Here is a 21313-nt window from a genome sequence, read left to right as displayed (position 1 = left end):
CACCCTCCCCCGCGGAGGGGGGAGGGTTGAAGGTAACTGGAAAAACGCATGCGCATCGGGCTCGCGGCCGACAACGGCAATTGGCACAAGGCGCGGCTGCGGGAGGCCTTGCGCGGCTTCGGCGTCGAGCCGGTACTGTTCTCGCTTGCCGACGTTGCCGTCGTCACTGGCGGCGGCGAACCGCTGCGCGTCCCCGGCTTCGAGGACGGGCTGCCGGATGGCGTCCTGCTGCGCACCATCGCGGGCGGGACATTCGAGGCCACCACCATGCGGCTCGGCGTGCTCCACGCCCTGGTCGTCTCCGGCGTCACCGTCTGGAACGGGCCGTCGGCGATCGAGCGCTCGGTGGACAAGGCGGCGACCTCGCTACTGATCGCCCGCGCCGGATTGCCGACGCCCGACACCTTCGTCGTCTCGAAACGCGAGGCGGCGGCCGAGATCGTCGCCCGCGAGGCGCGGCCCGGCAAGCCGATCGTGCTCAAGCCCCTGTTCGGCTCGCAGGGCGAGGGGCTGATGCTCCTCGAAAGCCCCGATGATTTGCCGGCGCAAGAAGCCGTGAGTGGCGTCTACTACCTTCAGCGCTACGTCGCCCGCGCCGACGGGCTATGGCGCGACTACCGCGTCTTCGTCTGCGAGGGCCGGGCGATCGCCGGAATGATCCGCGAGGGCGACGGCTGGATCACCAACGTCCATCGCGGGGGCCGGCCCTTCGCCTGGGACGTGCCGGCCCGCGCCGCCGAACTCGCCGAGGCCGCGGCCGCGGCAGTCGGCGTCGATTACACCGGCATCGACCTCGTCGAGGACGGCGAGGGCGGCTTTCTGGTGCTGGAGGTCAATTCCATGCCGGCTTGGTCCGGTCTGCAGCAGGTGACCGAGGTCGATATCGCCGGGGCGGTGGCGCGCGGCTTCCTCAACGCGGTGCGCGCCGCCCGCCCGCCGCGGCTGGTCTCGGCGCTCGGATGACCGGGACGGCGCCCGGCGGCCTGCCTGCGGCGACGGTGGCCGACCTCTACCGGGCCGCCTGCCTCGCCGAACTCGACGCGCTGAAACCCGGCAACGTCCACGGCTACGCCCCCGGCCACCGCATGGTCGTGGCCGATTTCGTTACCAGCGCCGACGTATCGGCGCCGCCGCTCGCCGCCGCGGGCGCGCGCGTCGGGCAGCGGGTGCGGGGTGGGGTCGAGGCGACCTTCGCGGCCGTCGGGCAGAACACCAATCTCGGCATCCTGCTTCTCTGCGCGCCGCTGGCTCGCGCCGCGGAACAGCCCGGCCCGCTGGCCGAGGCCCTGAACGCCGTGCTGGCGGGGTTCGATGCCTCCGATGCCCGCGACGTGTTCGCGGCGATCCGCCGGGCCAATCCCGGCGGCCTCGGCCGGGCCGAGCGCCACGACGTATCCCAGGCCGATGACGGACCGGTCCCGCCGCTGCTCACGGCGATGGCGGAGGCCGCCCCGCGCGATCGCATCGCCCGCGCCTACACGGACGGGTTTCGCGACCTCTTCGCGATCGGCCTGCCGGCGCTCGCTGGCGCCCGTGCGCGCGGGCTCGTCCCGCCCTGGACCACGACGGCAGTCCATCTCGCCTATCTCACCGCCGTGCCGGACAGTCACATCGCCCGCAAGCACGGCCCCGAGCGGGCCGAGGCGGTGCGGGCGCAGGCGCAGGCGTCCCTGGCGGGCCTCGACCTCGCCGCGGCCCCGGTCGAACCACTCCTCGCCTATGACCGCGCGCTGAAGGAGTCCGGCCTCAACCCTGGCACGAGCGCCGACTTCACCGTCGCGACCTTGTTCCTCGACGCCCTCCTCTCCGCCCGCGGCGAGGCCTTCTGAAGCTTTGCCGAGCCCTCGCCCGCGAGGGGACGAATCTCGTTGCGTCAAGGCCCCCCGGCTTCCAAAAAATCGCAGATTTCAGGGCTTTGCGCGGGTTGTTCGGCGGAATGGCCCGCTGTAGGGTCCGCCCCGCTATCCGGGCAAACCGGCTCGGCTCTCAGCCGGGCGCCGCAAACAAGGATGGCTTCCAGGCCTCGCCTCCTCTCAGGGCGGGCCTTTTTTCAGGAATCCAGGGAGAGACCCCGAATGGCAAAAATCACCAAGGTTCAGGTCGGCGAAGCCCTCGTCGGCGATGGCAACGAAGTCGCTCACATCGACCTCATCATCGGACCGCGCGGTTCGCCTGCCGAGACGGCCTTCTGCAACGGTCTGGTCAACAACAAGCACGGCTTCACCAGCCTGCTCGCCGTGATCGCGCCGAACCTGCCGTGCAAGCCGAACACGCTGATGTTCAACAAGGTCACCATCAACGACGCCCGTCAGGCCGTCCAGATGTTTGGCCCGGCCCAGCATGGCGTCGCCATGGCCGTGCAGGATGCGGTTGCCGAAGGCATCATCCCGGCTGACGAAGCCGACGACCTGTACGTGCTGGTCGGCGTGTTCATCCACTGGGAAGCGGCCGACGACGCCAAGATCCAGAAGTACAACTACGAGGCCACCAAGCTTTCGATCCAGCGCGCCGTCAACGGCGAGCCGAAGGCTTCGGTTGTCACCGAGCAGCGCAAGTCGGCGACCCACCCCTTCGCCGCCAACGCTTAGATCGGAGGCAGTCCTGGGCAGAGCGAGCCTCCGCCCGCACAGCGGGGTCTGCTCCAGCGACTGGCTTCGATCTTCCTTGGACGTTAGTTAGTGATTGGGACGGCTTCGGCCGTCCCTTTCTTTTTGGAGCCTGCTTTGAACCTCAGCGCAGTCGCCTGTCATGGATCGCCGAGGCCACGAGCACTCCGGCCGCCCCGGCCTCGCTGAGCCGTACCGCATCCTCCGGGCCCCGCACGCCGCCGGCCGCATAGATCCGCCGGCCCTCGCCCGCCGCGACCGCCCGCGACACCCCCGAGAGATCGGGGCCGGTCCCGGTGCCGACCCGTGCCAGCGTCATCACGATCACATCCTCGGGCCACGTCGCCGCATCGTCGTGCAGGGTGTCCGGCCCGAGCCGCTCATCGCCGCGGCTGTCGAGGGAGAGCACGGCACCGTTGCCGAGCGCGCGCACGAGATCCGCATCCCGCTGGCTCTCGCTACCGATCACCGGGCGACCGAGCCCGAACGCGGTGAAACGCTCGACGCCCGGCAAATCCGAGAATCCGGCATCGACCCACAGCGTAACCCCGAGGCAGGCTGCGGCCACCGCCTCCAGGCTGGCGCGGTCGGGCTCCCGGCCCTCCATGATCGCGTCGAGGTCGGCGACGTAGAGCCGGTCTCCCCCGACGGCATCGAGAAGGCCGCGGGCCACGTCGGCGGGCCTGGAGCCTCTGGCCAAGGGGGTATCGATCGGGGCATAGGCGTCACGCTCGCCCGCGCGGGCGCGCACCACCTGCCCATGGCGCAGGTCGATCACCGGGATCAGCCGAAACGGCCGCCCCTCAGAACCGTGAGACATCGCGTGAACCGGACTGGAACCAGGGTCATCGGGTGGGATCTCGGCGGGGTGCATGTCAAGGCGGCCCTCGTCGAGGCGGGCCGCGTGGTCGAGGCGGTGCAGGCGCCGTGCCGGCTGTGGCGCGGCGTGCCCGCCCTGGACGAGACCTTCGCGCAATTGCCGGATTGGGTGCGGGGCGAGGCCACCCACGCCGTCACCATGACCGGCGAGCTGACCGATTGCTTCGCCGACCGCACCGACGGGGTGCATCAACTGTCCGCCTGGGCGGCCGCGACGCTCAAGGGCCACGTGCGGATCTATGCCGGCCGCGCCGGCTTCGTCTCGGCCGACAACGCCCGCGCGCACGCGGCCGACATCGCCTCGGCCAACTGGCATGCCACCGCCGCCCTGATCGGCCGGCGCGCGGGTCATGCGCTGCTGGTCGATATCGGCTCGACCACCGCCGACCTGATCCCGATCGTCGGGGGCCGGCCCGCGGCGCAGGGCTACAGCGACGCCGAGCGGCTGGAGACGGGCGAACTGGTCTATACCGGCGTGGTGCGTACGCCGCTCCTCGCCTTTGCCACCCACGCGCCCTGGCGCGGCCGGCGCACGCGGCTGATGGCCGAGACCTTTGCCAGCACCGCCGACATCTACCGGCTCACCGGCGACCTGCCGGAGGGCGCCGACCAGCAATACAGCGCCGACCTGAAGGGCAAATCGATCCCTGAGACCGAGATCCGGCTCGCCCGCATGGTCGGCCGCGACCGGGGGGAGGGGAGCGCCGAGGAGTGGCGGGCGCTGGCCGCGTGGTTCGCCGAGGCGCAACTGCGCCCGCTGCACGATGTAGCCGCGATCCTGCTGTCGCGCCCCGATCTGCCGGAGGACGCGCCGCTCGTCGTGTGCGGTGCCGGCCGCTTCCTGGCCGAGCGGCTGGCCGCCCGGCTCGGACGCCGCCCGGTGCCGCTCACCGAGATCATCGCCGGGTGCTTGAACGGCGGGGATGCCGCCTGGGTCTCGACCTGCGGCCCGGCGGTGGCCGTGGGCTTGATCGCCTGAGGAACGGGGCCGCTCCCGCGCGTTGACGGGGGCAGGTCACAAGGAGATGCGCATGACTGCAGGAAACAAGCTCGCCCGCATCCTGGCCACCCGGACCGGCGAGGCGATCGAGTTGGCTTTCGTCACCGAGGACGGCCGGACCACACGGGTTCTGGCGAGCGAGGATCAGATCGACCGCCTCGTGGATGAGCTGGAAGACGTCCTCAACTCGCCCACCGAGACGGGCTCCGGCGATCCGCCCGCAGCGGCCTGACTCTACCGCAGGAAATCCCCGAAGGCGCGCGGCCCGTCGCCGGTCGCGATCGTGCCGGTGACCGTGAGGCTCGACGGGTCGATCAGGCTTAGGGCGTTATCGCCCCAGTTGGCGACGACGATCGTCTTCCCGTCGCGGGTGGCGGCGATCCCCTCGGGGTGATCGCCGACATCGATGGCGGTGAGTGTCTTCAGGCTCGTGGGGTCGAACACCGTCACGGTGTTGGAATACTGGTCGGTCACGAATCCTTTGCCGGCGGCGAACGCGATCACGTAGGGCCGCTGGCCGGTGGCGACGCGGCCGGTCTCGCGGCCGGCGGCGAGATCGATCGCCGAGACATCGTTCGAGACCACGTTGGCGGTGTAGGCGGTGGCGCCGTCCGCCGAGAGGGTCAGGCCGAACGGGTGCTGGCCGACGGACACGCGCCGTGTCTCCCGGCGGCTCGCCACGTCGATGATCGAGACCGAGTCGGATTCGCGGTTGGCCACCAGCAGCGTGGCGCCGTCCGGCGTCACGGCGATGCCCGAGGGGGATTTCCCGGTGGCGATTTCGCCCTCCAGCGTCAGGCCCGCCGCATTCGGGCGCAGCACGAACACGCGCGCACCGTACCAATCGGCGACGTAGACCTCGCCGGATTTCGGATTGACGCCGATGCCGAGCGGGCCGCCGGGCAAATCGAGGCTCGCCCTCACCCTGCGCGCGTCGAGATCGATCACCGAGACGCCGTGACCCTCCGGGCGGGTGACGTAGGCCGTCTTCCGGTCGGGCGAGACGGCGATGCCGGCCGGCGCCCCCGGCACGGGGATCGAGTGCAGGATTTTCTGGGACGCGAGGTCGATGATCTCGACGGCGTTGCCGAGTTGCGCCGTGACCAGGGCTTCCTGCGCCTGGGCGGGCGAGCCGACGGTCAGAAGGTAGGCAAGGGCTATAAATGCCCTCCCCCCTCTGCGGGGGAGGGTGCCTCGCGGATGCGAGGCGGGAGAGGGGAGCGTCGCTTCCGGACAATGCGGAGCCAGCCCCTCACCCGACCCCCTTCGGGGGCCACCCTCTCCCGCGAAGGGGAGAGGGAGGAGCCGGCCTGTGAGCCGAAGTGAGCAGCGCATGCCGGCTCCGTATGTTGTCAAACCCTTACGAGCCCTTCTCGGCCTTGGCCTTCACGTTCTCCAGGCCCGCCTTGTAGAGGCCGAGCACGGCCTTCTTGGAGGCCTCGTCGTTCAGCTCGGGCGGCGGATCGTTGTTCATGTAGCCGCGGTAGAACGCGCCGCGCCACGTCATCTTGGTCTTGGCGCCGTCGCCCTCGAGCTCGATCGTCGAGGAATAATCGTTCACCGGCAGGGTCTTCACGTCGACCTTGGTGATCCGGTACATGAGGAGCTTCTTCTCGGCGTCGTATTTGGCGAGCTCTTCCTCGACCGTCGCGCCGCCCTTCAGGGTCAGCGTGCGGGTCGCCTTGACCTCGTTGCCGCCCTTGCCCTCGGTCTTCTCGACCACCGGAATCCAGCTTCCGTCCTGGAAATTGCCGACGATCGCCCAGACCTTGTCGGCGGGGGCGTTGATCTCGATCGACTCCGACACCTTCTGCCGGGTCGGGCCGTGGGCCTGCGCGGCGAAGGTGACCGTAGCCAGCGCCGCCACGGCGGCGAGCGTCCTGAACTTCATTGTTTTTCTCCTCCCGTTGAGGCCGCCGAGCATGGCAGCCTCATCCCTCATTCGAGCGACTTGTGTCAGGAGCCGCTCTTCTCAAGCCGGGCCTTGAGGTTCTCAAGGCTGGCATGAATCCAGGCCCGCACGCGCTTCTCCGAATTCTCGTCGTTGAGTTCGGGCGGCGGGTCGTTGTTCGGATGGCCGCGATAGAAGGCGGCCCGCCACTCGACCCGGGCCTGCGCGCCCTCGGGCTGCACCGAGATCGTGGCCGAATAATCCTTGGCCGGCAGGTCGGAGACGTCGTTCTCGAGGATGTAATAGCCGAAGCTCTTGCGCTCGGGATCGAGCTTGCGGCTCTCCTCGACGATGACGTGGCCGTTCTTCAGCGTTAGCCGGAAGACCGGCTTGTCGGCGCTGCCCTGCCGCTCGCCGCGCGCCACGTTCTCGATCCAGCCCGCATCGGCGGGGTTGCCGATCACCGTCCAGACCTTGTCGGCTGAGGCGTCGATGGTGACGCTCTCGACGATCTTGCGCCGGGTCGGCGCGTGCTGGGCTTGCGCCCCGAAGGTGGTGACGGCGAGCGCCGCGGCGGCGAGCCATGCGATCCGCTTCAAACCGGGAATCTCCTTGAGCATTGCTTGAGTCTGTCGGCGCCTCAAAGGGGGCGGCTCGTCCCGTCGAGGACGCGGCCGGTGCGCCCCAGGGCCCCCGCGACCTTGTCCTCGATCCAGTCCCAGGCCTCGCGCTCGGCGGGGCCGGCGGTCTTGGCAATGGCTATGGCATGATAGGCCATCTCCGTCAGGATCTTTTCCGGCTCCAGCATGTGGAGCCGCGTGGACAGGATCGCCGCCTCGATCACCGCGGCTTGCGCCCGGTTGTAGCCGATGAACGGCACGTGGCTCACCGCATGCACCATCCGCCCGCGGTAGCGTGGGCGCTGCGGGTCGTCCTCGATCGCCGCCACCTCGAATTCGGCATGGCCGAAGCATTCGGCGAGGCGCTTGCCGGGAATGTGATCGCAATCCACCACCGGCCAATCGCGCCGCCCGGTGACGACGCCCGCGATCACCCGCACGTCGCTCGGGGCCGAGGCCGTGAAGAACGGGCGCTCGGCGAGGTTGTCGATCGTCGGCGAGGGACGGAACGGGGCAAGCACGAAATCTTCGTCCTCGCGGATCAGGCCGAACGGCACGAGATGCATCGCGCCCGTCGCCGACAGGGTGGTGACGACGGTCTCAAGGATCAGCGGCATCTCAGTTTTGGTCCTCGTCGGGAACCAGCCGGCCGCAGACGATGCGGCCGCCCTTCGGCTCGCTGAGCGGGTCGCGGTCCGTTGCCGTGCCGCTTCCGGTCTCGGTCCGCGGCGGCGCGGCGTCGCGCTCCGGATCGGCCCGGGTCGCGCGCTCGGCGGCGGGCGCCTCGGGGCCGCTATGCTTGGTATGGGCGGATTTCGTCGGCCCGGCCGCCTTGAAGGCGGTGGTGTCTTCCTGGGTGCGGTCGGCGGCGCAGCCCCAATCGAGGGGTTCGTCCTGCACGTAGCGCTTGCCGAGGCGGAACGCGGTCTCGGCCTTGGTCAGCTCTCCGCCGAGATAGAAGGCGTGGGCGCCGTCGCTCTCCACGCTCAGTTCGGGGAAGAAGGCCATGGCGTCGGTGCCGGTGGTGTGACGGTCGCGGTTGTAGACGTGGATGCCGTCCTCGGCGACGGCGATGCGGTAATTGGGATCGCGCACCTCCGCGGCCAGGGCGGCAATTTCATCGGAGGTCTGCACGAAGGGGCGCTTGTCGTGCAGTGCGAGCAATTCGCGGCCGTAGCCCTTGGGCAGGGCGGCGTCCTCTTTGGCCGCGTACATCACCCGGCGGGCGGCGTCGTGCTCCTCCACCGTGCGGCGGGTGTGGTTCGAGACCTGCACGATCAGCACGTTGCGGATGGCGAGTTCCGAGCACATGCCGACAAGGAGCGCGGTGACGCCGAGGCTGTCGGCCTCGGTGAGTTCGGTGAGGTTGCCGGTGCCCATCATCATCTCGATGTTCGGCCAGCGCGCCCGGATCTCGCGGTAGCGGCAGATCGAATCGACGAAGCCGAAATGGATCGGCTCCAGGATCGGATCGGCCATGTAGGGGCGCCCGGCCCGCTCCATCCGCTCGATGGCACGGTCGAGGGAGGGCAGGTCGTCGGGCCGCATCGGCACGAGGATCGGCACCGCGTCGGTCTCGAAGGCGAGATCCAGCGTCTCCTCGTTGAGGCTCAGCAGGAAGTCGGCGCCGGCCCGCGCCCCGCGGGTCAACTCGTCGAGGGAGAAGGAATCGACGCTGACCTTCAGCCCGGCGCCCTTCAGCGCCCGAACGCTGTCTTCCAGGTGTGGGAACGCCGTGTCGGGCAGCCCGCCGAGATCGATCACGTCGGCGCCGCGGCGGGCGAGGTCGAGGCCCTTGGCCAGGATCTGGTCGGGCGTCATCTTCGAGGCATCGACGATCTCGGAGAAGATGCGCAGGTCGTGGCGCGAGAGATCGACCTTGCGTCCGATCAGGCCAAGGTAAGCCGGCAAATCAACGATCTCGTCCGGCCCCCGCTCGACCGGTAGGCCGAAATGCTGGGCCAGGGCCTCCGGGTTGGCGCGGCAACGGCCGGGCAGGACGATCCGAGTCGCGCCCTCGGGCATCTGCACTCGACGCTTGATGATCTCTTCGGTCATCAGCGCGGCGACCTTCACCCCGGCATCGGCGATGCTCCAGGTGAAGCGCTCGGCCGGCAGCGTCGCCGCGACCTTTTCGAGGCGGGCATGGGCCAGCTTGCCGGTGATGAAGACGAGATGTTCGGGCGCGCTCATGCGGCGTGCTTCTGATGAAAATCCTCGGGGCCGCGGATCACGATCGCGCCGTCGAAGGCGGCGGCGAAACGCGGGAACGCGGCATCGACGAAGCCGGCGCGCGCCAGGGCCGCGGGGTCGGTCTGAACGGGACGTTTTGCCGACTTCACAAGGATGCAGCGATCGACACCGAGCTGGCTCGCGAGCCACAGGGCGAGGCTGTCGGAGGTGACGTCCCAGCTCTCGGCGATCTCGGCATGACCCGCTTTGAGTGCGACCGGATCCCAGATCACGGAGCGGCCTTGAGCGAGGGCATCGGCCACGGCCTCGGGGCTCGTGGCGATGGTGAGGCGCGGTTCGAGCGCGCAAAACACCTCGGCCATGCGGCCCATCGCATCGAGGGCGAGGCGGTGGGCGAGGGCGTCGTCGAGGCCGAGCGCCGCCTGGGTCGCGCGCACCGCGTCGGCGAAGGGGCCGCCGCCGGGCACGATCGCGACGGGTGGCTCCTCCGCGCATTCGGCAAGGAGCGCGCAAAGCCGCGCCCGGTCGGTGACGAGGCTGCCGCCGATCTTGACGACGGTGCCGTCAATCTTCCCCGCGAGGCGGGGAGGGGTTGATGTCGCGTTTGCCATGGCGGTCACGCCGCGTCGGCCCGCGGGCCGGCTCGTATGGCTTCGACCGCCTGCGCTACCCGCGCGCCGTCGAGCGCCTGCCGCCGGTCGCCCGCGCGGCACAGGCCGCCGCGGAAGCCGAGATAATCGGGGGCGAGTTGCGCGAGCGCCGGGATGTCGCCGAGACCGAGCGAGCCGGCAAGGCCGCTCATCAGGCCATGGGTGCGGCATCCGGCGACGAAGGCCGCGAGGTGCGGCGCGGCCATGAGGCTGGGAAGCGCAGTGCCGCTCTTGCCGCGGGTGTCGATCATCGCGCCGACGAAGCCCGCTGCGGCGAGGCGGGCCGGCCAATCCTCACCCCCATCGTCCTCGGCGAAGAGCACGCCGATGACCCGGCCCGGCGCCTGCACGGCGGCCGCGGCCAAAGCCGCATCGTCGGCGGCACCGACCGCGATCTTGATGAAACCCACGCCGGTCGCGGCCATGGTTGCGATCGCCGCGGCGATCTCGCGCCCGGTGCCATCGCCGGCCACCGCGCTGGTGACGGCCCGCCCGCCGACATCCGCGACGATGGCGCGCACGGTCTCCGGCGGCAGCGCGCCGAGCGCTCCGCGTTCGGGATCCTTGGCGTCGATGAGGTCTGCTCCGGCCCGGAGCGCCGTCAGCGCCTCGTCGGGCCCACGGACGCTGACGAGCAGACGGGGACGCGCGGAAGAAATCGATACGATGTCGGACACGGGGAACGTTCTTGCTCAGCCTTGCGCGCCCGCACAAGCCCCGCTTCAGGAACGGCCGGGCAGCGGCTCGGCCAGGAGGCGGTTCTTCACGATCCAGCGTGTGGCGTGGGACCAGTCGTCGTCGGTGTTGGCTCTTATCACGACCTGGCCCTGGCGCACGACCTTGCCGGTCTCGGCCTCGGCGATGGTGACGACGAGGCTGAACAACTGGTTGGCGCCCTTGTCGGCGAAGGCGGTGACGGCGAGGTCCGCGCCCAGCGCCTTGGCGATCGGGGAGGCGCAGCCATTGCACTTGTAGAGCGGGCTCTCCTTGCGGATCTCCTCCGCCCGGGGGGCGAGATCGACGCTCTCGAGCCCGCCCTTCTCGGCGAGTTGCTTGCGCAGCACGTCGGTGACGAGGTCGAGACGCTTCTGGTCGGCCGGCAGCGGCTTGCGGCCATAAGCCAGCGTCGGATCGTTCACCTCCGCCGGGAAGATCGCGGCCTTGCGCGCCGCGTCCTCCGCCGAGGCTGTGCCGCTCAGCGTGGACAGGAGCGCGAGGGCGGGTAGGAGGGCGCGAAGTCGCATGGGGTGAGAGCCTCGGACGGGCGCGGGGCCGCGCGGACCGACGTTAACTTGGTGTCCCGGAGGATTTGGCAACCGTCGGCGGAGCGTATCGGCATGTCCGATAACGGCGATGAGGCAAGTGATGCCACTGGCCCCATGCTCGCCCAATCGCGTCATCTTATGAAAATCTTATGCTTCTCTCGTTGAGGCCGGTGGCAAGATGTTGCTAGCGTGCCGGGCAATGCGTTTGTCCGTTCCGCTCCTCCTCGCCGCCGGTCTCGCGACCAGCCCGGCCGTATTCCTGGCCGCTCCCATCCACGCCCGCGCCCAGGAGCCGAAGGCGGCCACCGGCGAGCCGCCGCCGGGTTCACCCGCCAGCGAGACGCCCGCCCCGGTCCCCGGCTCCGAGACCCACATCGCTATCCTCTACCGCCCGGTGCCGGCGCCCTCGTCCTACGATGCGGAGGCCGATCCCGAGGATCTCGGCGTGGCCGGCGCCCGCATGGCGGTGAAGGACAACAACACCACGGGCCGCTTCACCAAGCAGACCTTCGCGCTGGACGAGGTCGCCCTCGACGGCGAGCGCGACCCGGTGGAGGCGGCCAAGGTGCTTGCGGACAAGGGCGTGCGGTTCTTCGTGCTGGCCCTGCCCGCCGCCGAGGTGCTGGCGGTGGCCGATGCGCTGAAGGAGACGGGCGCGGTCATCCTCAATGCCGGGGCGCCGGACGACCGCCTGCGCGGGGCCGATTGCCGCGCCAACCTGTTCCACGTGCTGCCGAGCCGCGCCATGCAGACGGATGCGCTGGCGCAATATCTGACGCTGATGCGCTGGCGGAAGATCTTCCTCATCGTCGGCCCGACCGAGCGCGACAAGGCCTATGCGGATGCGATGCGGAACTCCGCCCGCAAGTTCGGCCTCAAGATCACCGCGGAGAAGCCCTGGACCTTCGGGCCCCTGGCCAAGGCCCGCGGCGACACGCCGACCCGGGCCGAGGCGATGGTGTTCACCCGCGGGCTCGATTACGACCTCGCGGTGGTCGCCGACGAAGAGGGTGACTGGGGCGATTACGTCCCGTTCCGCACCGTCGATCCACGCCCCGTGGCCGGCACGCAGGGGCTGATCGCGACGACGTGGCACCCCACCCTGGAGACCTGGGGCGCGGCCCAGGCGCAGAACCGTTTCCGGCGGCTCGCGAGCCGCCTGATGCGGCCGCTCGATTATCAGGTCTGGGCGGCCGTGCGCACGGTCGGCGAGGCGGCGACGCAGACGCGCAGCACCGATCCGGCCACGCTCGCGGCCCATCTCGTGAAGCCCGAATTCTCGCTGCCCGCCTACAAGGGCGTGTCGCTGACCTACCGGTCCTGGGATCACCAACTTCGTCAGCCGATCATCGTGGTGCAGCCCAAGGCGATGGTTTCGGTGGCGCCCGAACAGGGCTTCATCCACCAGCGCACGCCGCTCGATACGCTGGGGGCCGACATGCCGGAGACCGCGTGCAAGTTGCCGTGACCGCGTGCGGACGCGATTCGGGCGTGTCGGCGGGCGATGCGGCAATCCACCGCCCGGTGCGCTTCAGCCGATCACCCGTTTTTTCTTTGAGGGACGGGGCCGCGGGGCCCATGTCGCTCGAGCCGATATGGACGCAGGCGCGCGAGACGACGCGCCGCAGACGACAGGGAGGACGCCGATGGTCGCTCGCTTGAGGGCAGGACTGGGCTGCGCGCTGCTCGCGGGCGTATCGCTCGGGAGCGCGGGAAGCGCGCAAGCCTTTACCGCCTACGTCACCAACGAGAAGGCCAACACCGTCTCGGTCATCGATACCGAGACCCTGGCGGTGACCGGGACTTGGAAGGTCGGGCGGCGCCCCCGCGGCGTGACGCTTTCCAAAGACGACAAGGAGCTGTTCGTCTGCGCCAGCGACGACGACCGCATCGACGTGCTCGACACGGCGACCGGCAAGGTGGTCCGCTCCCTGCGCTCCGGGCCCGACCCGGAACAGTTCATCCTCGATCAGAGCGGCAACCCACTCTACGTCGCCAACGAGGACGACAGCCAAGTCACCATCCTCGACATCGAGAAGAACAAGGTGCTGGCCGAGATCCCGGTCGGCGTCGAGCCGGAGGGGATGGGGCTGTCGCCGGACGGCAAGGTTCTCGTGAACACCTCCGAGACCACCAACATGGCGCACTTCATCGACACCAAGACCTTCGAGGTGATCGACAACGTGCTGGTCGATGCCCGGCCGCGCTTCGCCGAGTTCTCGGCGGACGGCAAGTTCCTCTGGGTCTCGGCGGAGGTCGGCGGCACGGTCTCGGTGATCGATGTCGCCACCCGCAAGGTCATCAAGAAGATCACCTTCAAGATTCCGAGCGTCACCGACGAGCAGATCCAGCCCGTCGGCGTGCGCCTGACCAAGGACGGCACCCGCGCCTTCGTGGCGCTCGGGCCGGCCAACCGCGTCGCGGTGGTCGATGCCAAGACCTACGAGGTGCAGAAGTACCTGCCCGTGGGCCAGCGCGTCTGGCAGCTCGCCTTCACGCCCGACGAGAAGCAGCTCTACACGACCAACGGCACCTCTAACGACGTCTCGGTGATCGACGTCGAGGGGCTGAAGGTGGTGAAAAGCATCCCGGTCGGGCTGCTGCCCTGGGGCGTGGCGATCTCGAAGAAATAAGTTCAGTTCGCCGGCTAAGGCGTCGTCCCGAAAGGTGGTTGCCGGCTTTCGGAAAAGGGCGATGCAAAAACAAGAAACCGGAGGAAGCGACATGAGATGGACCACGCGCCTCGGCCTCGCCGCCGCGGCCCTGATGCTGGCCGCCGCCCCGGCCGGTGCCCTCGACCTCACCAAGAAGCGGCAGAACCTGCCCGACCTCGTGCTCGGCAACGAGGAGGGCAACGACTTCGTGGTCGAGAACAAGGATATCGAGCTGGAAGCCGGCAAGGCCTATCGCCTGCGCATCGTCGCCAAGGGGCGGCAGGAGTACAAATTCTACGCCCCCGAGTTCTTCCGCTACATCTGGTTCAACCAGATCGTGATCGAGCACAAGGAGATCCACGGCGGCGGCCCGCCCGACCATCTCGAATTCGACGATCCCGGCGAGATCGCCATCGAATTCGTCGCCATCAAGCCGGGCGCCTACAAATGGTATGCGCAAGGGCTTGAAGAGAAGGGCATGGCCGGCACGATTACGGTGAAGTGAGCTTGATCATGCGCAGCGGCTTCCTCTTGCACGCGATTTTACCCCTCTCCCCTCTGCGGGAGAGGGTGGCCCGCGCAGCGGGTCGGGTGAGGGGAACGACGCTTCCGGAAAGACCTGAGCCGACCCCTCTCCCGCCTCGCATCCGCGAGGCACCCTCCCCCGCAGAGGGGGGAGGGGTTTTCGTTGCGGCTGCTTTAGCCCTTACCCTTCTGGTGACGCCCGTGCGCGCCGACGACAAGGCCGCCTGCGCCGAAGGCATCGCCGCCGTGAAGGCGCGTGTCGAAAAACTGGCGGCCGAGTCCGTCCCGCAGAAACTCACCCGCGCGCTGAAGATCGCCGAGCGCGAGCAGGGGGAGGGCGAGTTCGACGAGTGCCTCGAAGCGCTCGACGACGCCAAGCGGGCGCTGCCGAAATGAGCGCGGCACTCGAGGTCACCGGCGTTAGCCACCGCTTCGGCCAGCGCGCGGCGCTCGAAGGCGTGTCGATCACGGTCGAGCGCGGGCATTTCATGGCGCTGCTCGGGCCCAACGGTGCGGGCAAGACCACGTTGTTCTCGGTGATCACCCGGCTCTACAACAATCAGGAGGGCCGGGTCGCGATCCTCGGCCATCCCCTGGACCGCGAGCCGTCGCGGGCGCTCGCGGGCCTCGGCGTGGTGTTCCAGGCGCGGACGCTGGATACCGACCTCACCGTCGCGCAGAACCTGCATTACCACGCCAGCCTGCACGGCATCGGCCGGGTGGCCGCGCGTGCGCGCATCGAGACCTTGCTCGCCCGCGTCGGCCTCGCCGAGCGGCGCGACGACAAGATCCGCACCCTGTCCGGAGGCCAGTCGCGGCGCATCGAGATCGCCCGCTCGCTGATCCACGCGCCGCGCTTGCTGTTGCTCGACGAGCCCACCGTCGGGCTCGACCTCGAATCGCGCGCCGACATCGTCGCCATCGTCCGCGCCCTGGTGCGGGAGGAGGGGCTCTCGGTGCTGTGGGCGACCCACATCTTCGAGGAGATTTCGCCCGAGGACGACGCCGTGGTCCTGCACAAGGGCCGCATCGTCGCCCGCGGCCTTGCCGGGGAGATCGGCGGGCCCGGTGAGACGCTGGAGGCCGCCTTCCGCCGCCTCGTCGCCGAACCCGACAAGAGAGCCGTGAAGTCCGCCGCATGAGTTCTCCTTCGAACCCCGCCGCCGCTGCCCATGCCGAGGACGGCGCGAAGACCGTGCCGCATGCGGGCCGGCTCGATGCGGTCGGCTACCTCATCGCGCTCGGGGGCATCGTGCGCCGCGAGCTGCTGCGCTTCTTCCACCAGAAGGAGCGGTTCTTCTCGGCGATGGTGCGCCCGCTGGTCTGGCTGTTCATCTTCGCGGCGGGTTTCCGCAACACGCTCGGCACCTCGATCACGCCGCCTTACGAGACCTACGTGCTCTACGAGGCCTATGTGGTGCCGGGGCTCGCGGTGATGATCCAGCTCTTCAACGGCATGCAGTCCTCGCTCTCGATGGTCTACGACCGCGAGGTCGGCTCGATGAAGGTGCTGCTGACCTCGCCCTATCCGCGCTGGTCGCTGCTGCTGGCCAAACTGATCGCGGGCGTGAGCGTCTCCATCGTCCAGGCCTACGCCTTCCTGGCCATCGCGTGGTTCTGGGAGACCGGCATTCCGCCCATCGGCTATCTCGCCGCCCTGCCGGCCTTCCTGGCCTCAGGTTTGATGCTCGGGGCGATCGGCCTGTTCCTGTCGTCGCTGGTGCGGCAACTTGAGAACTTCGCGAGCGTCATGAATTTCGTGATCTTCCCGATGTTCTTTGCCTCTTCTGCCCTATATCCGCTCTGGCAGGTTCGGGCATCGAGCGAGTGGCTCTATCTCATCTGCCAGGCCAATCCGTTCACCCACGCGGTCGAATTGGTGCGTTTCGCTCTCTACGGGCGCTTCGAGCCGGTCGCCTGCGCCGTCGTGGTCGGCACCGGCCTCCTGTTCTTCACCCTCGCCGTGATCGCCTACGATCCGGGCCGCGGCATCATGGCCCGGCGCGGCGGACCGGCCGGCGAAGCTGCCTGAGAGACCTCCCATGATCCGTCGTTCCGTTCGTGCCCCGCTTTGCCTTGCCCTGCTCCTCGCGGCCGGGCCCGCGCTCGCGCAGCCCAAGGCCGATCCGGATTGGCCCTGCCCGCAGCGCAAGGTGACGACGCTGGGCTACGGCTCGTTCTGGACCGGGCCGGATCTTGCCGAGGCCGGTGAGTGGGGCAGCGACCGCGAGGCGGCCCAGCTCGCCCGCAAGCTCGCCTCCCGCCGCACCGAATTGCGCGAGGTCGACACCCTGCTCGATGAATTCGCGCAGAAGGCCGATCCCGCCGAGAAGGGCAAGCGCCTCACCCGCGTCTTCGCCGGGGTGTTCGAGATCATCAACGGCGAGCGCAGCACGGTGATGAACGGGATCAGCCGCTATGCCCAGGGCCAGCGCCGTCTCGCCGAACGCATCCGCGACGAGGCGGACAAGGTGAGCGAGATGAAGGACAGCCCGGAATCCGACTCCACCAAGGTCGCCTCCAAGGAGGCCGCGGACTTGGAAAGCAAATTCAACTGGGACCGGCGCATCTTCGACGAGCGGAACCAGTCGGTTTCCTATGTCTGCGAAGTGCCGACGATTCTCGAGCAGCGCCTGGGCGAAATTGCCCGTCGCATCCAGGCGCATCTCTGACCGGCTTTCGGGCGGAAGCGACGAGTCTGCTTCCGCCAAGCGCCGCGGTGCGAGCGTAACGAACCGACCGGTCCACGATGTCGTGTTGGGATTCGTGCTCGTCCGCGAATGCCGAAGTATTTTCCTTCGATTTTTGCCGCCCTGCCATGTAATTGCCTGGCGTGATGCAGCCTGAGGCTGAGCGTCATGATTTCAGGATGCGCTCCGACAACGGCTGTTTCGGTCGCACCGAAGCACCCTGAGGTGGGGCAAACCGATTTTCGGAGCAAAGAGACTCGGCGGGATCTTGGTCGGGCCGGCTGCCGAAAGCCGACGAACTATTGCCGAATGATCCCGGAACAACCTGCCGTTTTGTCCGTAAGTCTTTGACGGAACGGCAGAAATATGTTGCCAGAACACCACGCTTCCGTGGAAGCTTGAGCGTCTCATCAGAATTGGTCCCGTAGACGCTCGGCAGCGATTGTCGTTACCCCCCTCCATCAGCAACATCCGGCAACGGTTCCGCTCGAACGGGCCGCACGCACGAATGACAAGGGCTGGGGAATGACAATGCGGGTGCTGCGAGGCAGCCTCATCGCATCGGTTGCGCTGCTTCCGGGACATGTGATGGCGCAAGGCGCGGGCGGCGGAGAGGCCGTTACGCTCGAAGAGATCAGCGTCGTCTCGAATACGCCGGTGGCGGCCTCGCGCCGGGTCGTGGCCACCCAGACCCCGTCGGGTCTGCGCGAAGTGACCGTGCTCGACGGGATCGACCGCAACAAGCTGCCGCAGAACACGAGCGTGCTGACCGCAGGCGACGTCTCGCGTGTCGGCTTCCCGAGCACGGTGCGGGCGCTCGATGAGCGCGTCGGCTCGATCAGCGTCAACAACGCCCAGGGCAACCCCTTCCAGCCGACGATCACCTATCGCGGCTTCGAGGCCTCGCCACTCGGCGGCTCGCCGCAGGGCGTGGCCGTCTATCTCAACGGGGCCCGTTTCAACACCTCGTTCGGCGACACGGTGCAGTGGGATCTGATCCCCGACATCGCCGTCGATCGGATCGAGCTGGAAGGCTCGAACCCGGCCTTCGGCCTCAACGCGCTCGGCGGCTCGCTGGCGGTGTCGCTCAAGAACGGCTTCACCTACCAGGGCAGCGAGATCAACGTGCTCGGCGGCTCGTTCGGCCGCGGCGCGGTGGCGTTCCAGCACGGCCAGCGCATCGACAATATCGGCCTCTACGTTGCCGGCAACAAGCTCGGCGAGGACGGCTGGCGGCGCCATTCCCCGTCGCGTCTCAACCAGATCTACGCCGACCTCGGCGTGCAGGGCGAGAAGAGCGAATTCCACTTCAACGTCATCGGCGCCAGCAACAGCCTGACCGGTAACGGCACCGCCCCGGTCGAGCTGCTGAAGACCGACCGCAGCGACGTCTTCACCTATCCCGACCAGACCAAGAACGACTTCCTGCGCTTCCAGCTCTCCGGCACCTACGACGTCACCCCGACCATCACCGTGCAGGGCAACGCCTATTACGGCCTGTTCCGCCAGCGCACCGCCAACGGCGATGCCGCCGACGTGGAGAATTGCGAGGCCGATGAGCGGTTTGTCTGCTCCGAGGGCGCCGACGACAACCAGTTCTTCCTGCGGGACCGCACCGGCAGCCCCGTGCGGGCCGACCGGCTGCGCACCTTCAACTTCGGCGGGGTCAACCCGGTCTTCGCCGACCGCTTCGACGAGGGCGGACCCTACGCCTTCCTCAACCAGACCCGCACGAATACCGACAATTTCGGCGCTACGGTCCAGACCGTGGTGCGCGAGACGCTGTTCGGCCTGCCGAACCGCTTCGTCCTCGGTGGTTCCTATGACGGCGGACGCACCCGCTTCGGGGCCGACAACTCCATCGGCGGCCTGACCCTCGACCGCGGCTTCTCGCCCCCCGGCATCGTCGTCTCCAGCGACGACGGCATCATCACCCCCGTCTCGGTTCATACCTCGAACGATTACGGCGGCATCTACTTCGCGAACAACACCGACCTGACCGACCGGCTGACCCTGACGCTGCAGGGCCGGTTCAACATGGCCAAGATCGTCCTGCGCGACCAGATCGGCACGGCGCTGAACGGCGACCATTATTACCAGCGCTTCAACCCCGGCATCGGCGCGACCTACAAGGTCATTCCCGACTACCTCGTCGCCTACGGTGGCTACACGGAAGCCAACCGCGCCCCGACCCCGGCCGAACTCTCCTGCGCCGATCCGCTGGCGCCCTGCTCGCTCACCAACTTCTTCGTCGGCGACCCGCCGTTGAAGCAGGTCGTGGCGCGCACGGTCGAGGCCGGTATCCGCGGCCGCATCCCGCAACCCGACGAGTATTTCGGCGGCATCCTGTCGTGGAAGGCCGGCTTCTTCTCGACCCGCAACGACGACGACATCCTGTTCGTGCCGGCCCCCGACACGATCGGCCGCGCCTTCTTCCGCAACGTCGGCTCGACCAAGCGGCAGGGCGTCGAGGCGAGCCTGTTCTACACGGCGCCGCGCTGGAACGCCTTCATCGACTACGCCTTCGTCGATGCGACCTTCGAGTCGCCGGTCGAACTCGCCGCGCCCGGCAACCCGTTCAACAGCGCGGGCGGCGACGAGAGCGGCGTCGTGCTCGTGCGTCCGGGCAACCGCCTGCCCGGCGTCGCGCCGCACCAGCTCAAGGTCGGCGTGCAGTATCAGGTGACGCCGGAATGGCGCGTCGGGGCGCTCGCGCGCTTCGCCACCGGCAAGTTCCTCGTCGGCGACCCGACCAACCAGAACAAGACCACCGGTGACTTCGCGGTGTTCGGCCTCAACACGAGCTACCGCGTGGCGTCGAACATCGAACTCTACGGCTATGTCGAGAACGCCTTCAACGCCAACTACGCCACCTTCGGCACGTTCTCGCCGGTGAACGAGGTTCCGATCGTCCGGGTGCCCAACGCCACCTCGAACCGCAGCCTCGCGCCCGGCGCGCCGGTGGCGGCCTTCGGCGGCCTGCGCATCCTGTTCGAGCCGCCGCCCGCGGCTCCCGTGGTCGAGCCGTTCCCGCTGGTCCGGAAGGGCTGAGCGGGCCACGGAGCCGCACACGCACCCGGACCGAATCCGGTCCGGGACTTCTCTCGAACGACGCGAGCGGCGCGGTTCTCCGGAACTGCGCCGCTTTGCTGTTTGACCGAAACTTCACGGTTTTGGGCCGTCGGGATCTGCGAATTCCGCTCCGCCTGTTGCCAATTTCTCCCGGGCAAGATACGCAATCTAAGCGAGGCCGAACGGCCGCTTTGCCCGAGGCTTGTTGGCCTGAGGTAAGGCGGTTGTGTGCGCTTCCGCGATGTTGCCGTCTGCCCGGTTTCGCCGGGCCTCTTCGATCAGGAGTTTGCCCTTATGGCGTTCCGCCTCTCGTCTGCCATTCTTCTCGCCGCGCTCGTCGCTGCTCCGGCCTATGCCGCCCCGACGACGACCACGAAGGTCGATATCGCCGCCTTCGATCCGGACAAGGACGGCACGATCGATCTCAAGGAGGCTCTGGCCGCCGGCTCCGCCGCCTTCGACAAGCTCGATCCGGATAAGGATGGCACGCTCGATGCCAAGGAGCTGAAGGGCCGCGTCAGCGAGGCCGACCTCAAGAAGCTCGACCCGGACAACGACGGTACCCTCGACAAGAAGGAATACCTCGCCGCCGTCGAGGCGCAGTTCAAGGCTGCCAACCCGGACAACGATGGCACCATCGATGCCAAGGAACTGGCGAGCCCGGCCGGCTCGGCTCTGGTCAACCTGATCCGCTAAATTCCCCGACACTTCGTTCGGGACGAAAAAGGGTGCGGATCGCGAGATCCGCACCCTTTTTCATGTCCACCAGCCCCGTTCCGGGGCGTGGGCGAAGCGTCGCAGAGCGGAACCCTAAGGGGCCTTCGAGGACTGTTCCGGCCGAAGCGGGCGGTCACGGGACCAGCTCGTAACAAGCCGATCCGGAGGAGCCCCCACCCCATGCGCATTGCCCTTACGCTGCCTGTTGCCCTCGCCATCCTCGTCACCGCTGGCCCCGCTTTGGCCGTCACCTGCAAGGACGACATCTCCACGGTGGAGCGGCGGCTCAACAGCGCCGGTGCGGAACAGGTGACCGGTAAGGAGCCTCCGGGCGGCGCCACCTCCTCGAACTCGCCCAAGGCCCTCGACAAGCCGCCGGCCGGTGCCCCGTCCGATCCCTCGACCGTGCCGACGAAGGCGGGCGTGGAAGAGGCGCGCACCCTGCTTGCCAAGGCGAAGGAGCAGGACAAGGCCGGCCAGGAGACCGCCTGCCAGGACACGATGACCAAGGTGAAGGAGAAGGCCGGCGCGCTACCGTAGTTCGGCGCAAC

The 21313-nt window shown here is 68.6% G+C and carries 24 protein-coding genes; 15 read left to right on the top strand and 9 right to left on the bottom strand.

Going from position 1 to position 21313, the window contains the following annotated elements; all coding sequences use genetic code 11:
* Positions 1 to 48: 48 nt before the first annotated feature.
* The 3 genes from ASF53_RS07215 (at position 49) to fae (ending at position 2588) form a co-directional block, all read left to right on the top strand.
* Entirely contained in the window at positions 49 to 963 is a 915-nt protein-coding gene (locus ASF53_RS07215) for an ATP-grasp domain-containing protein (protein ID WP_056196185.1), read from the top strand.
* Entirely contained in the window at positions 960 to 1829 is an 870-nt protein-coding gene (locus tag ASF53_RS07210; protein WP_056196182.1) for a triphosphoribosyl-dephospho-CoA synthase, read from the top strand. The genes ASF53_RS07215 and ASF53_RS07210 overlap by 4 nt, the downstream gene beginning before the upstream one ends.
* Positions 1830 to 2075: 246 nt before the next feature.
* The gene (fae, locus tag ASF53_RS07205; protein ID WP_003604760.1) at positions 2076 to 2588 is read left to right on the top strand and encodes a 5,6,7,8-tetrahydromethanopterin hydro-lyase; all 513 of its coding nucleotides are present in this window, start codon (positions 2076 to 2078) and stop codon (positions 2586 to 2588) included.
* A gap of 142 nt (positions 2589 to 2730) precedes the next feature.
* Here the strand turns inward: fae and ASF53_RS07200 are convergent, their stop codons facing one another.
* A complete protein-coding gene (locus ASF53_RS07200) occupies positions 2731 to 3426 on the bottom strand; it encodes a HisA/HisF-related TIM barrel protein (protein ID WP_056196180.1) in 696 nt (231 codons plus the stop codon).
* A gap of 3 nt (positions 3427 to 3429) precedes the next feature.
* Here ASF53_RS07200 and ASF53_RS07195 point away from each other — a divergent pair, with 3 nt between their 5' ends.
* Positions 3430 to 4464 (top strand): hydantoinase/oxoprolinase family protein, encoded by a 1035-nt coding sequence (locus ASF53_RS07195; RefSeq protein WP_056196178.1) that lies wholly within the window; start codon positions 3430 to 3432, stop codon positions 4462 to 4464.
* A 52-nt stretch (positions 4465 to 4516) separates the two neighbouring features.
* Complete coding sequence (locus ASF53_RS07190) at positions 4517 to 4717, top strand: hypothetical protein (RefSeq protein ID WP_003604767.1); 201 nt, start codon at positions 4517 to 4519, stop codon at positions 4715 to 4717.
* 2 nt (positions 4718 to 4719) lie between these two features.
* On the opposite strand, the gene ASF53_RS07185 is transcribed toward ASF53_RS07190, so the two are convergent.
* The 8 genes from ASF53_RS07185 to ASF53_RS07150 form a co-directional block, all read right to left on the bottom strand.
* A complete protein-coding gene (locus tag ASF53_RS07185; protein WP_056196175.1) occupies positions 4720 to 5820 on the bottom strand; it encodes a YncE family protein in 1101 nt (366 codons plus the stop codon).
* 25 nt (positions 5821 to 5845) lie between these two features.
* Positions 5846 to 6376, bottom strand: coding sequence for an SRPBCC family protein (locus ASF53_RS07180; protein ID WP_003604770.1), 531 nt, complete (start codon positions 6374 to 6376; stop codon positions 5846 to 5848).
* Between the two features lie 65 nt (positions 6377 to 6441).
* Positions 6442 to 6975 carry an SRPBCC family protein gene (locus tag ASF53_RS07175; protein ID WP_502690561.1) on the bottom strand — a complete coding sequence of 178 codons (534 nt, stop codon included), beginning with the start codon at positions 6973 to 6975 and terminating at the stop codon, positions 6442 to 6444.
* A 41-nt stretch (positions 6976 to 7016) separates the two neighbouring features.
* A complete protein-coding gene (locus tag ASF53_RS07170) occupies positions 7017 to 7613 on the bottom strand; it encodes a DUF447 domain-containing protein (protein WP_056196169.1) in 597 nt (198 codons plus the stop codon).
* A gap of 1 nt (position 7614) precedes the next feature.
* The gene (locus ASF53_RS07165; protein ID WP_056196166.1) at positions 7615 to 9189 is read right to left on the bottom strand and encodes a DUF6513 domain-containing protein; all 1575 of its coding nucleotides are present in this window, start codon (positions 9187 to 9189) and stop codon (positions 7615 to 7617) included.
* Positions 9186 to 9800 (bottom strand): amino acid kinase family protein, encoded by a 615-nt coding sequence (locus tag ASF53_RS07160; RefSeq protein ID WP_056196163.1) that lies wholly within the window; start codon positions 9798 to 9800, stop codon positions 9186 to 9188. Before ASF53_RS07160 ends, ASF53_RS07165 begins: the two co-directional genes overlap by 4 nt.
* Before the next feature lie 5 nt (positions 9801 to 9805).
* Positions 9806 to 10516 carry a (5-formylfuran-3-yl)methyl phosphate synthase gene (locus ASF53_RS07155; protein ID WP_056196158.1) on the bottom strand — a complete coding sequence of 237 codons (711 nt, stop codon included), beginning with the start codon at positions 10514 to 10516 and terminating at the stop codon, positions 9806 to 9808.
* Positions 10517 to 10561: 45 nt separating this feature from the next.
* A complete protein-coding gene (locus tag ASF53_RS07150) occupies positions 10562 to 11083 on the bottom strand; it encodes a DUF3280 domain-containing protein (RefSeq protein WP_056196155.1) in 522 nt (173 codons plus the stop codon).
* 220 nt (positions 11084 to 11303) lie between these two features.
* Between ASF53_RS07150 and ASF53_RS07145 the strand changes: the two genes are divergently transcribed.
* The 10 genes from ASF53_RS07145 to ASF53_RS07100 all read left to right on the top strand — a co-directional run bounded on the left by ASF53_RS07145 (position 11304) and on the right by ASF53_RS07100 (position 21302).
* Positions 11304 to 12572: a lanthanide ABC transporter ABC transporter substrate-binding protein PedA1 gene (locus tag ASF53_RS07145; RefSeq protein WP_056196152.1), complete on the top strand. Its 1269-nt coding sequence runs from the start codon at positions 11304 to 11306 to the stop codon at positions 12570 to 12572.
* Between the two features lie 178 nt (positions 12573 to 12750).
* Positions 12751 to 13737 carry a YVTN family beta-propeller repeat protein gene (locus ASF53_RS07140; protein ID WP_056196148.1) on the top strand — a complete coding sequence of 329 codons (987 nt, stop codon included), beginning with the start codon at positions 12751 to 12753 and terminating at the stop codon, positions 13735 to 13737.
* A 91-nt stretch (positions 13738 to 13828) separates the two neighbouring features.
* Positions 13829 to 14263, top strand: coding sequence for a cupredoxin domain-containing protein (locus ASF53_RS07135; RefSeq protein ID WP_003601808.1), 435 nt, complete (start codon positions 13829 to 13831; stop codon positions 14261 to 14263).
* A gap of 140 nt (positions 14264 to 14403) precedes the next feature.
* Positions 14404 to 14679: a hypothetical protein gene (locus ASF53_RS07130; RefSeq protein WP_056196318.1), complete on the top strand. Its 276-nt coding sequence runs from the start codon at positions 14404 to 14406 to the stop codon at positions 14677 to 14679.
* Positions 14676 to 15425 carry a lanthanide ABC transporter ATP-binding protein PedB/LutE gene (locus ASF53_RS07125; RefSeq protein ID WP_056196145.1) on the top strand — a complete coding sequence of 250 codons (750 nt, stop codon included), beginning with the start codon at positions 14676 to 14678 and terminating at the stop codon, positions 15423 to 15425. The genes ASF53_RS07130 and ASF53_RS07125 overlap by 4 nt, the downstream gene beginning before the upstream one ends.
* Positions 15422 to 16315 (top strand): lanthanide ABC transporter permease protein PedC, encoded by an 894-nt coding sequence (locus ASF53_RS07120; RefSeq protein ID WP_056196140.1) that lies wholly within the window; start codon positions 15422 to 15424, stop codon positions 16313 to 16315. Before ASF53_RS07125 ends, ASF53_RS07120 begins: the two co-directional genes overlap by 4 nt.
* Before the next feature lie 10 nt (positions 16316 to 16325).
* A complete protein-coding gene (locus ASF53_RS07115) occupies positions 16326 to 16955 on the top strand; it encodes a hypothetical protein (RefSeq protein WP_056196138.1) in 630 nt (209 codons plus the stop codon).
* A gap of 549 nt (positions 16956 to 17504) precedes the next feature.
* Positions 17505 to 20024, top strand: a complete 2520-nt coding sequence (locus ASF53_RS07110; protein ID WP_056196134.1) for a TonB-dependent receptor — start codon at positions 17505 to 17507, stop codon at positions 20022 to 20024.
* Between the two features lie 315 nt (positions 20025 to 20339).
* On the top strand, positions 20340 to 20741 hold the full coding sequence (gene lanM, locus ASF53_RS07105) for a lanmodulin LanM (RefSeq protein ID WP_056196315.1): 402 nt from the start codon (positions 20340 to 20342) through the stop codon (positions 20739 to 20741).
* A gap of 201 nt (positions 20742 to 20942) precedes the next feature.
* Complete coding sequence (locus ASF53_RS07100; protein ID WP_056196130.1) at positions 20943 to 21302, top strand: hypothetical protein; 360 nt, start codon at positions 20943 to 20945, stop codon at positions 21300 to 21302.
* Positions 21303 to 21313: the final 11 nt, after the last annotated feature.

Origin of the sequence: Methylobacterium sp. Leaf123 (genome assembly GCF_001423405.1) — a bacterium.
GTDB lineage: Bacteria > Pseudomonadota > Alphaproteobacteria > Rhizobiales > Beijerinckiaceae > Methylobacterium.
Note: the sequence above shows the minus strand (reverse complement) of the source record. Positions and strands in the feature narration are given on the sequence as shown.

Bases quoted from the DNA above. Each gene is read 5' to 3' on its own strand.
- ASF53_RS07215 (WP_056196185.1), top strand. From the start codon at position 49: ATGCGCATCGGGCTCGCGGCCGACAACGGCAATTGGCACAAGGCGCGG.
- ASF53_RS07210 (WP_056196182.1), top strand. From the start codon at position 960: ATGACCGGGACGGCGCCCGGCGGCCTGCCTGCGGCGACGGTGGCCGAC.
- fae (WP_003604760.1), top strand. From the start codon at position 2,076: ATGGCAAAAATCACCAAGGTTCAGGTCGGCGAAGCCCTCGTCGGCGAT.
- ASF53_RS07200 (WP_056196180.1), bottom strand. From the start codon at position 3,426: ATGTCTCACGGTTCTGAGGGGCGGCCGTTTCGGCTGATCCCGGTGATC.
- ASF53_RS07190 (WP_003604767.1), top strand. From the start codon at position 4,517: ATGACTGCAGGAAACAAGCTCGCCCGCATCCTGGCCACCCGGACCGGC.
- ASF53_RS07185 (WP_056196175.1), bottom strand. From the start codon at position 5,820: ATGCGCTGCTCACTTCGGCTCACAGGCCGGCTCCTCCCTCTCCCCTTC.
- ASF53_RS07180 (WP_003604770.1), bottom strand. From the start codon at position 6,376: ATGAAGTTCAGGACGCTCGCCGCCGTGGCGGCGCTGGCTACGGTCACC.
- ASF53_RS07170 (WP_056196169.1), bottom strand. From the start codon at position 7,613: ATGCCGCTGATCCTTGAGACCGTCGTCACCACCCTGTCGGCGACGGGC.
- ASF53_RS07165 (WP_056196166.1), bottom strand. From the start codon at position 9,189: ATGAGCGCGCCCGAACATCTCGTCTTCATCACCGGCAAGCTGGCCCAT.
- ASF53_RS07160 (WP_056196163.1), bottom strand. From the start codon at position 9,800: ATGGCAAACGCGACATCAACCCCTCCCCGCCTCGCGGGGAAGATTGAC.
- ASF53_RS07150 (WP_056196155.1), bottom strand. From the start codon at position 11,083: ATGCGACTTCGCGCCCTCCTACCCGCCCTCGCGCTCCTGTCCACGCTG.
- ASF53_RS07145 (WP_056196152.1), top strand. From the start codon at position 11,304: ATGCGTTTGTCCGTTCCGCTCCTCCTCGCCGCCGGTCTCGCGACCAGC.
- ASF53_RS07140 (WP_056196148.1), top strand. From the start codon at position 12,751: ATGGTCGCTCGCTTGAGGGCAGGACTGGGCTGCGCGCTGCTCGCGGGC.
- ASF53_RS07135 (WP_003601808.1), top strand. From the start codon at position 13,829: ATGAGATGGACCACGCGCCTCGGCCTCGCCGCCGCGGCCCTGATGCTG.
- ASF53_RS07125 (WP_056196145.1), top strand. From the start codon at position 14,676: ATGAGCGCGGCACTCGAGGTCACCGGCGTTAGCCACCGCTTCGGCCAG.
- ASF53_RS07120 (WP_056196140.1), top strand. From the start codon at position 15,422: ATGAGTTCTCCTTCGAACCCCGCCGCCGCTGCCCATGCCGAGGACGGC.
- ASF53_RS07115 (WP_056196138.1), top strand. From the start codon at position 16,326: ATGATCCGTCGTTCCGTTCGTGCCCCGCTTTGCCTTGCCCTGCTCCTC.
- ASF53_RS07110 (WP_056196134.1), top strand. From the start codon at position 17,505: ATGCGGGTGCTGCGAGGCAGCCTCATCGCATCGGTTGCGCTGCTTCCG.
- lanM (WP_056196315.1), top strand. From the start codon at position 20,340: ATGGCGTTCCGCCTCTCGTCTGCCATTCTTCTCGCCGCGCTCGTCGCT.
- ASF53_RS07100 (WP_056196130.1), top strand. From the start codon at position 20,943: ATGCGCATTGCCCTTACGCTGCCTGTTGCCCTCGCCATCCTCGTCACC.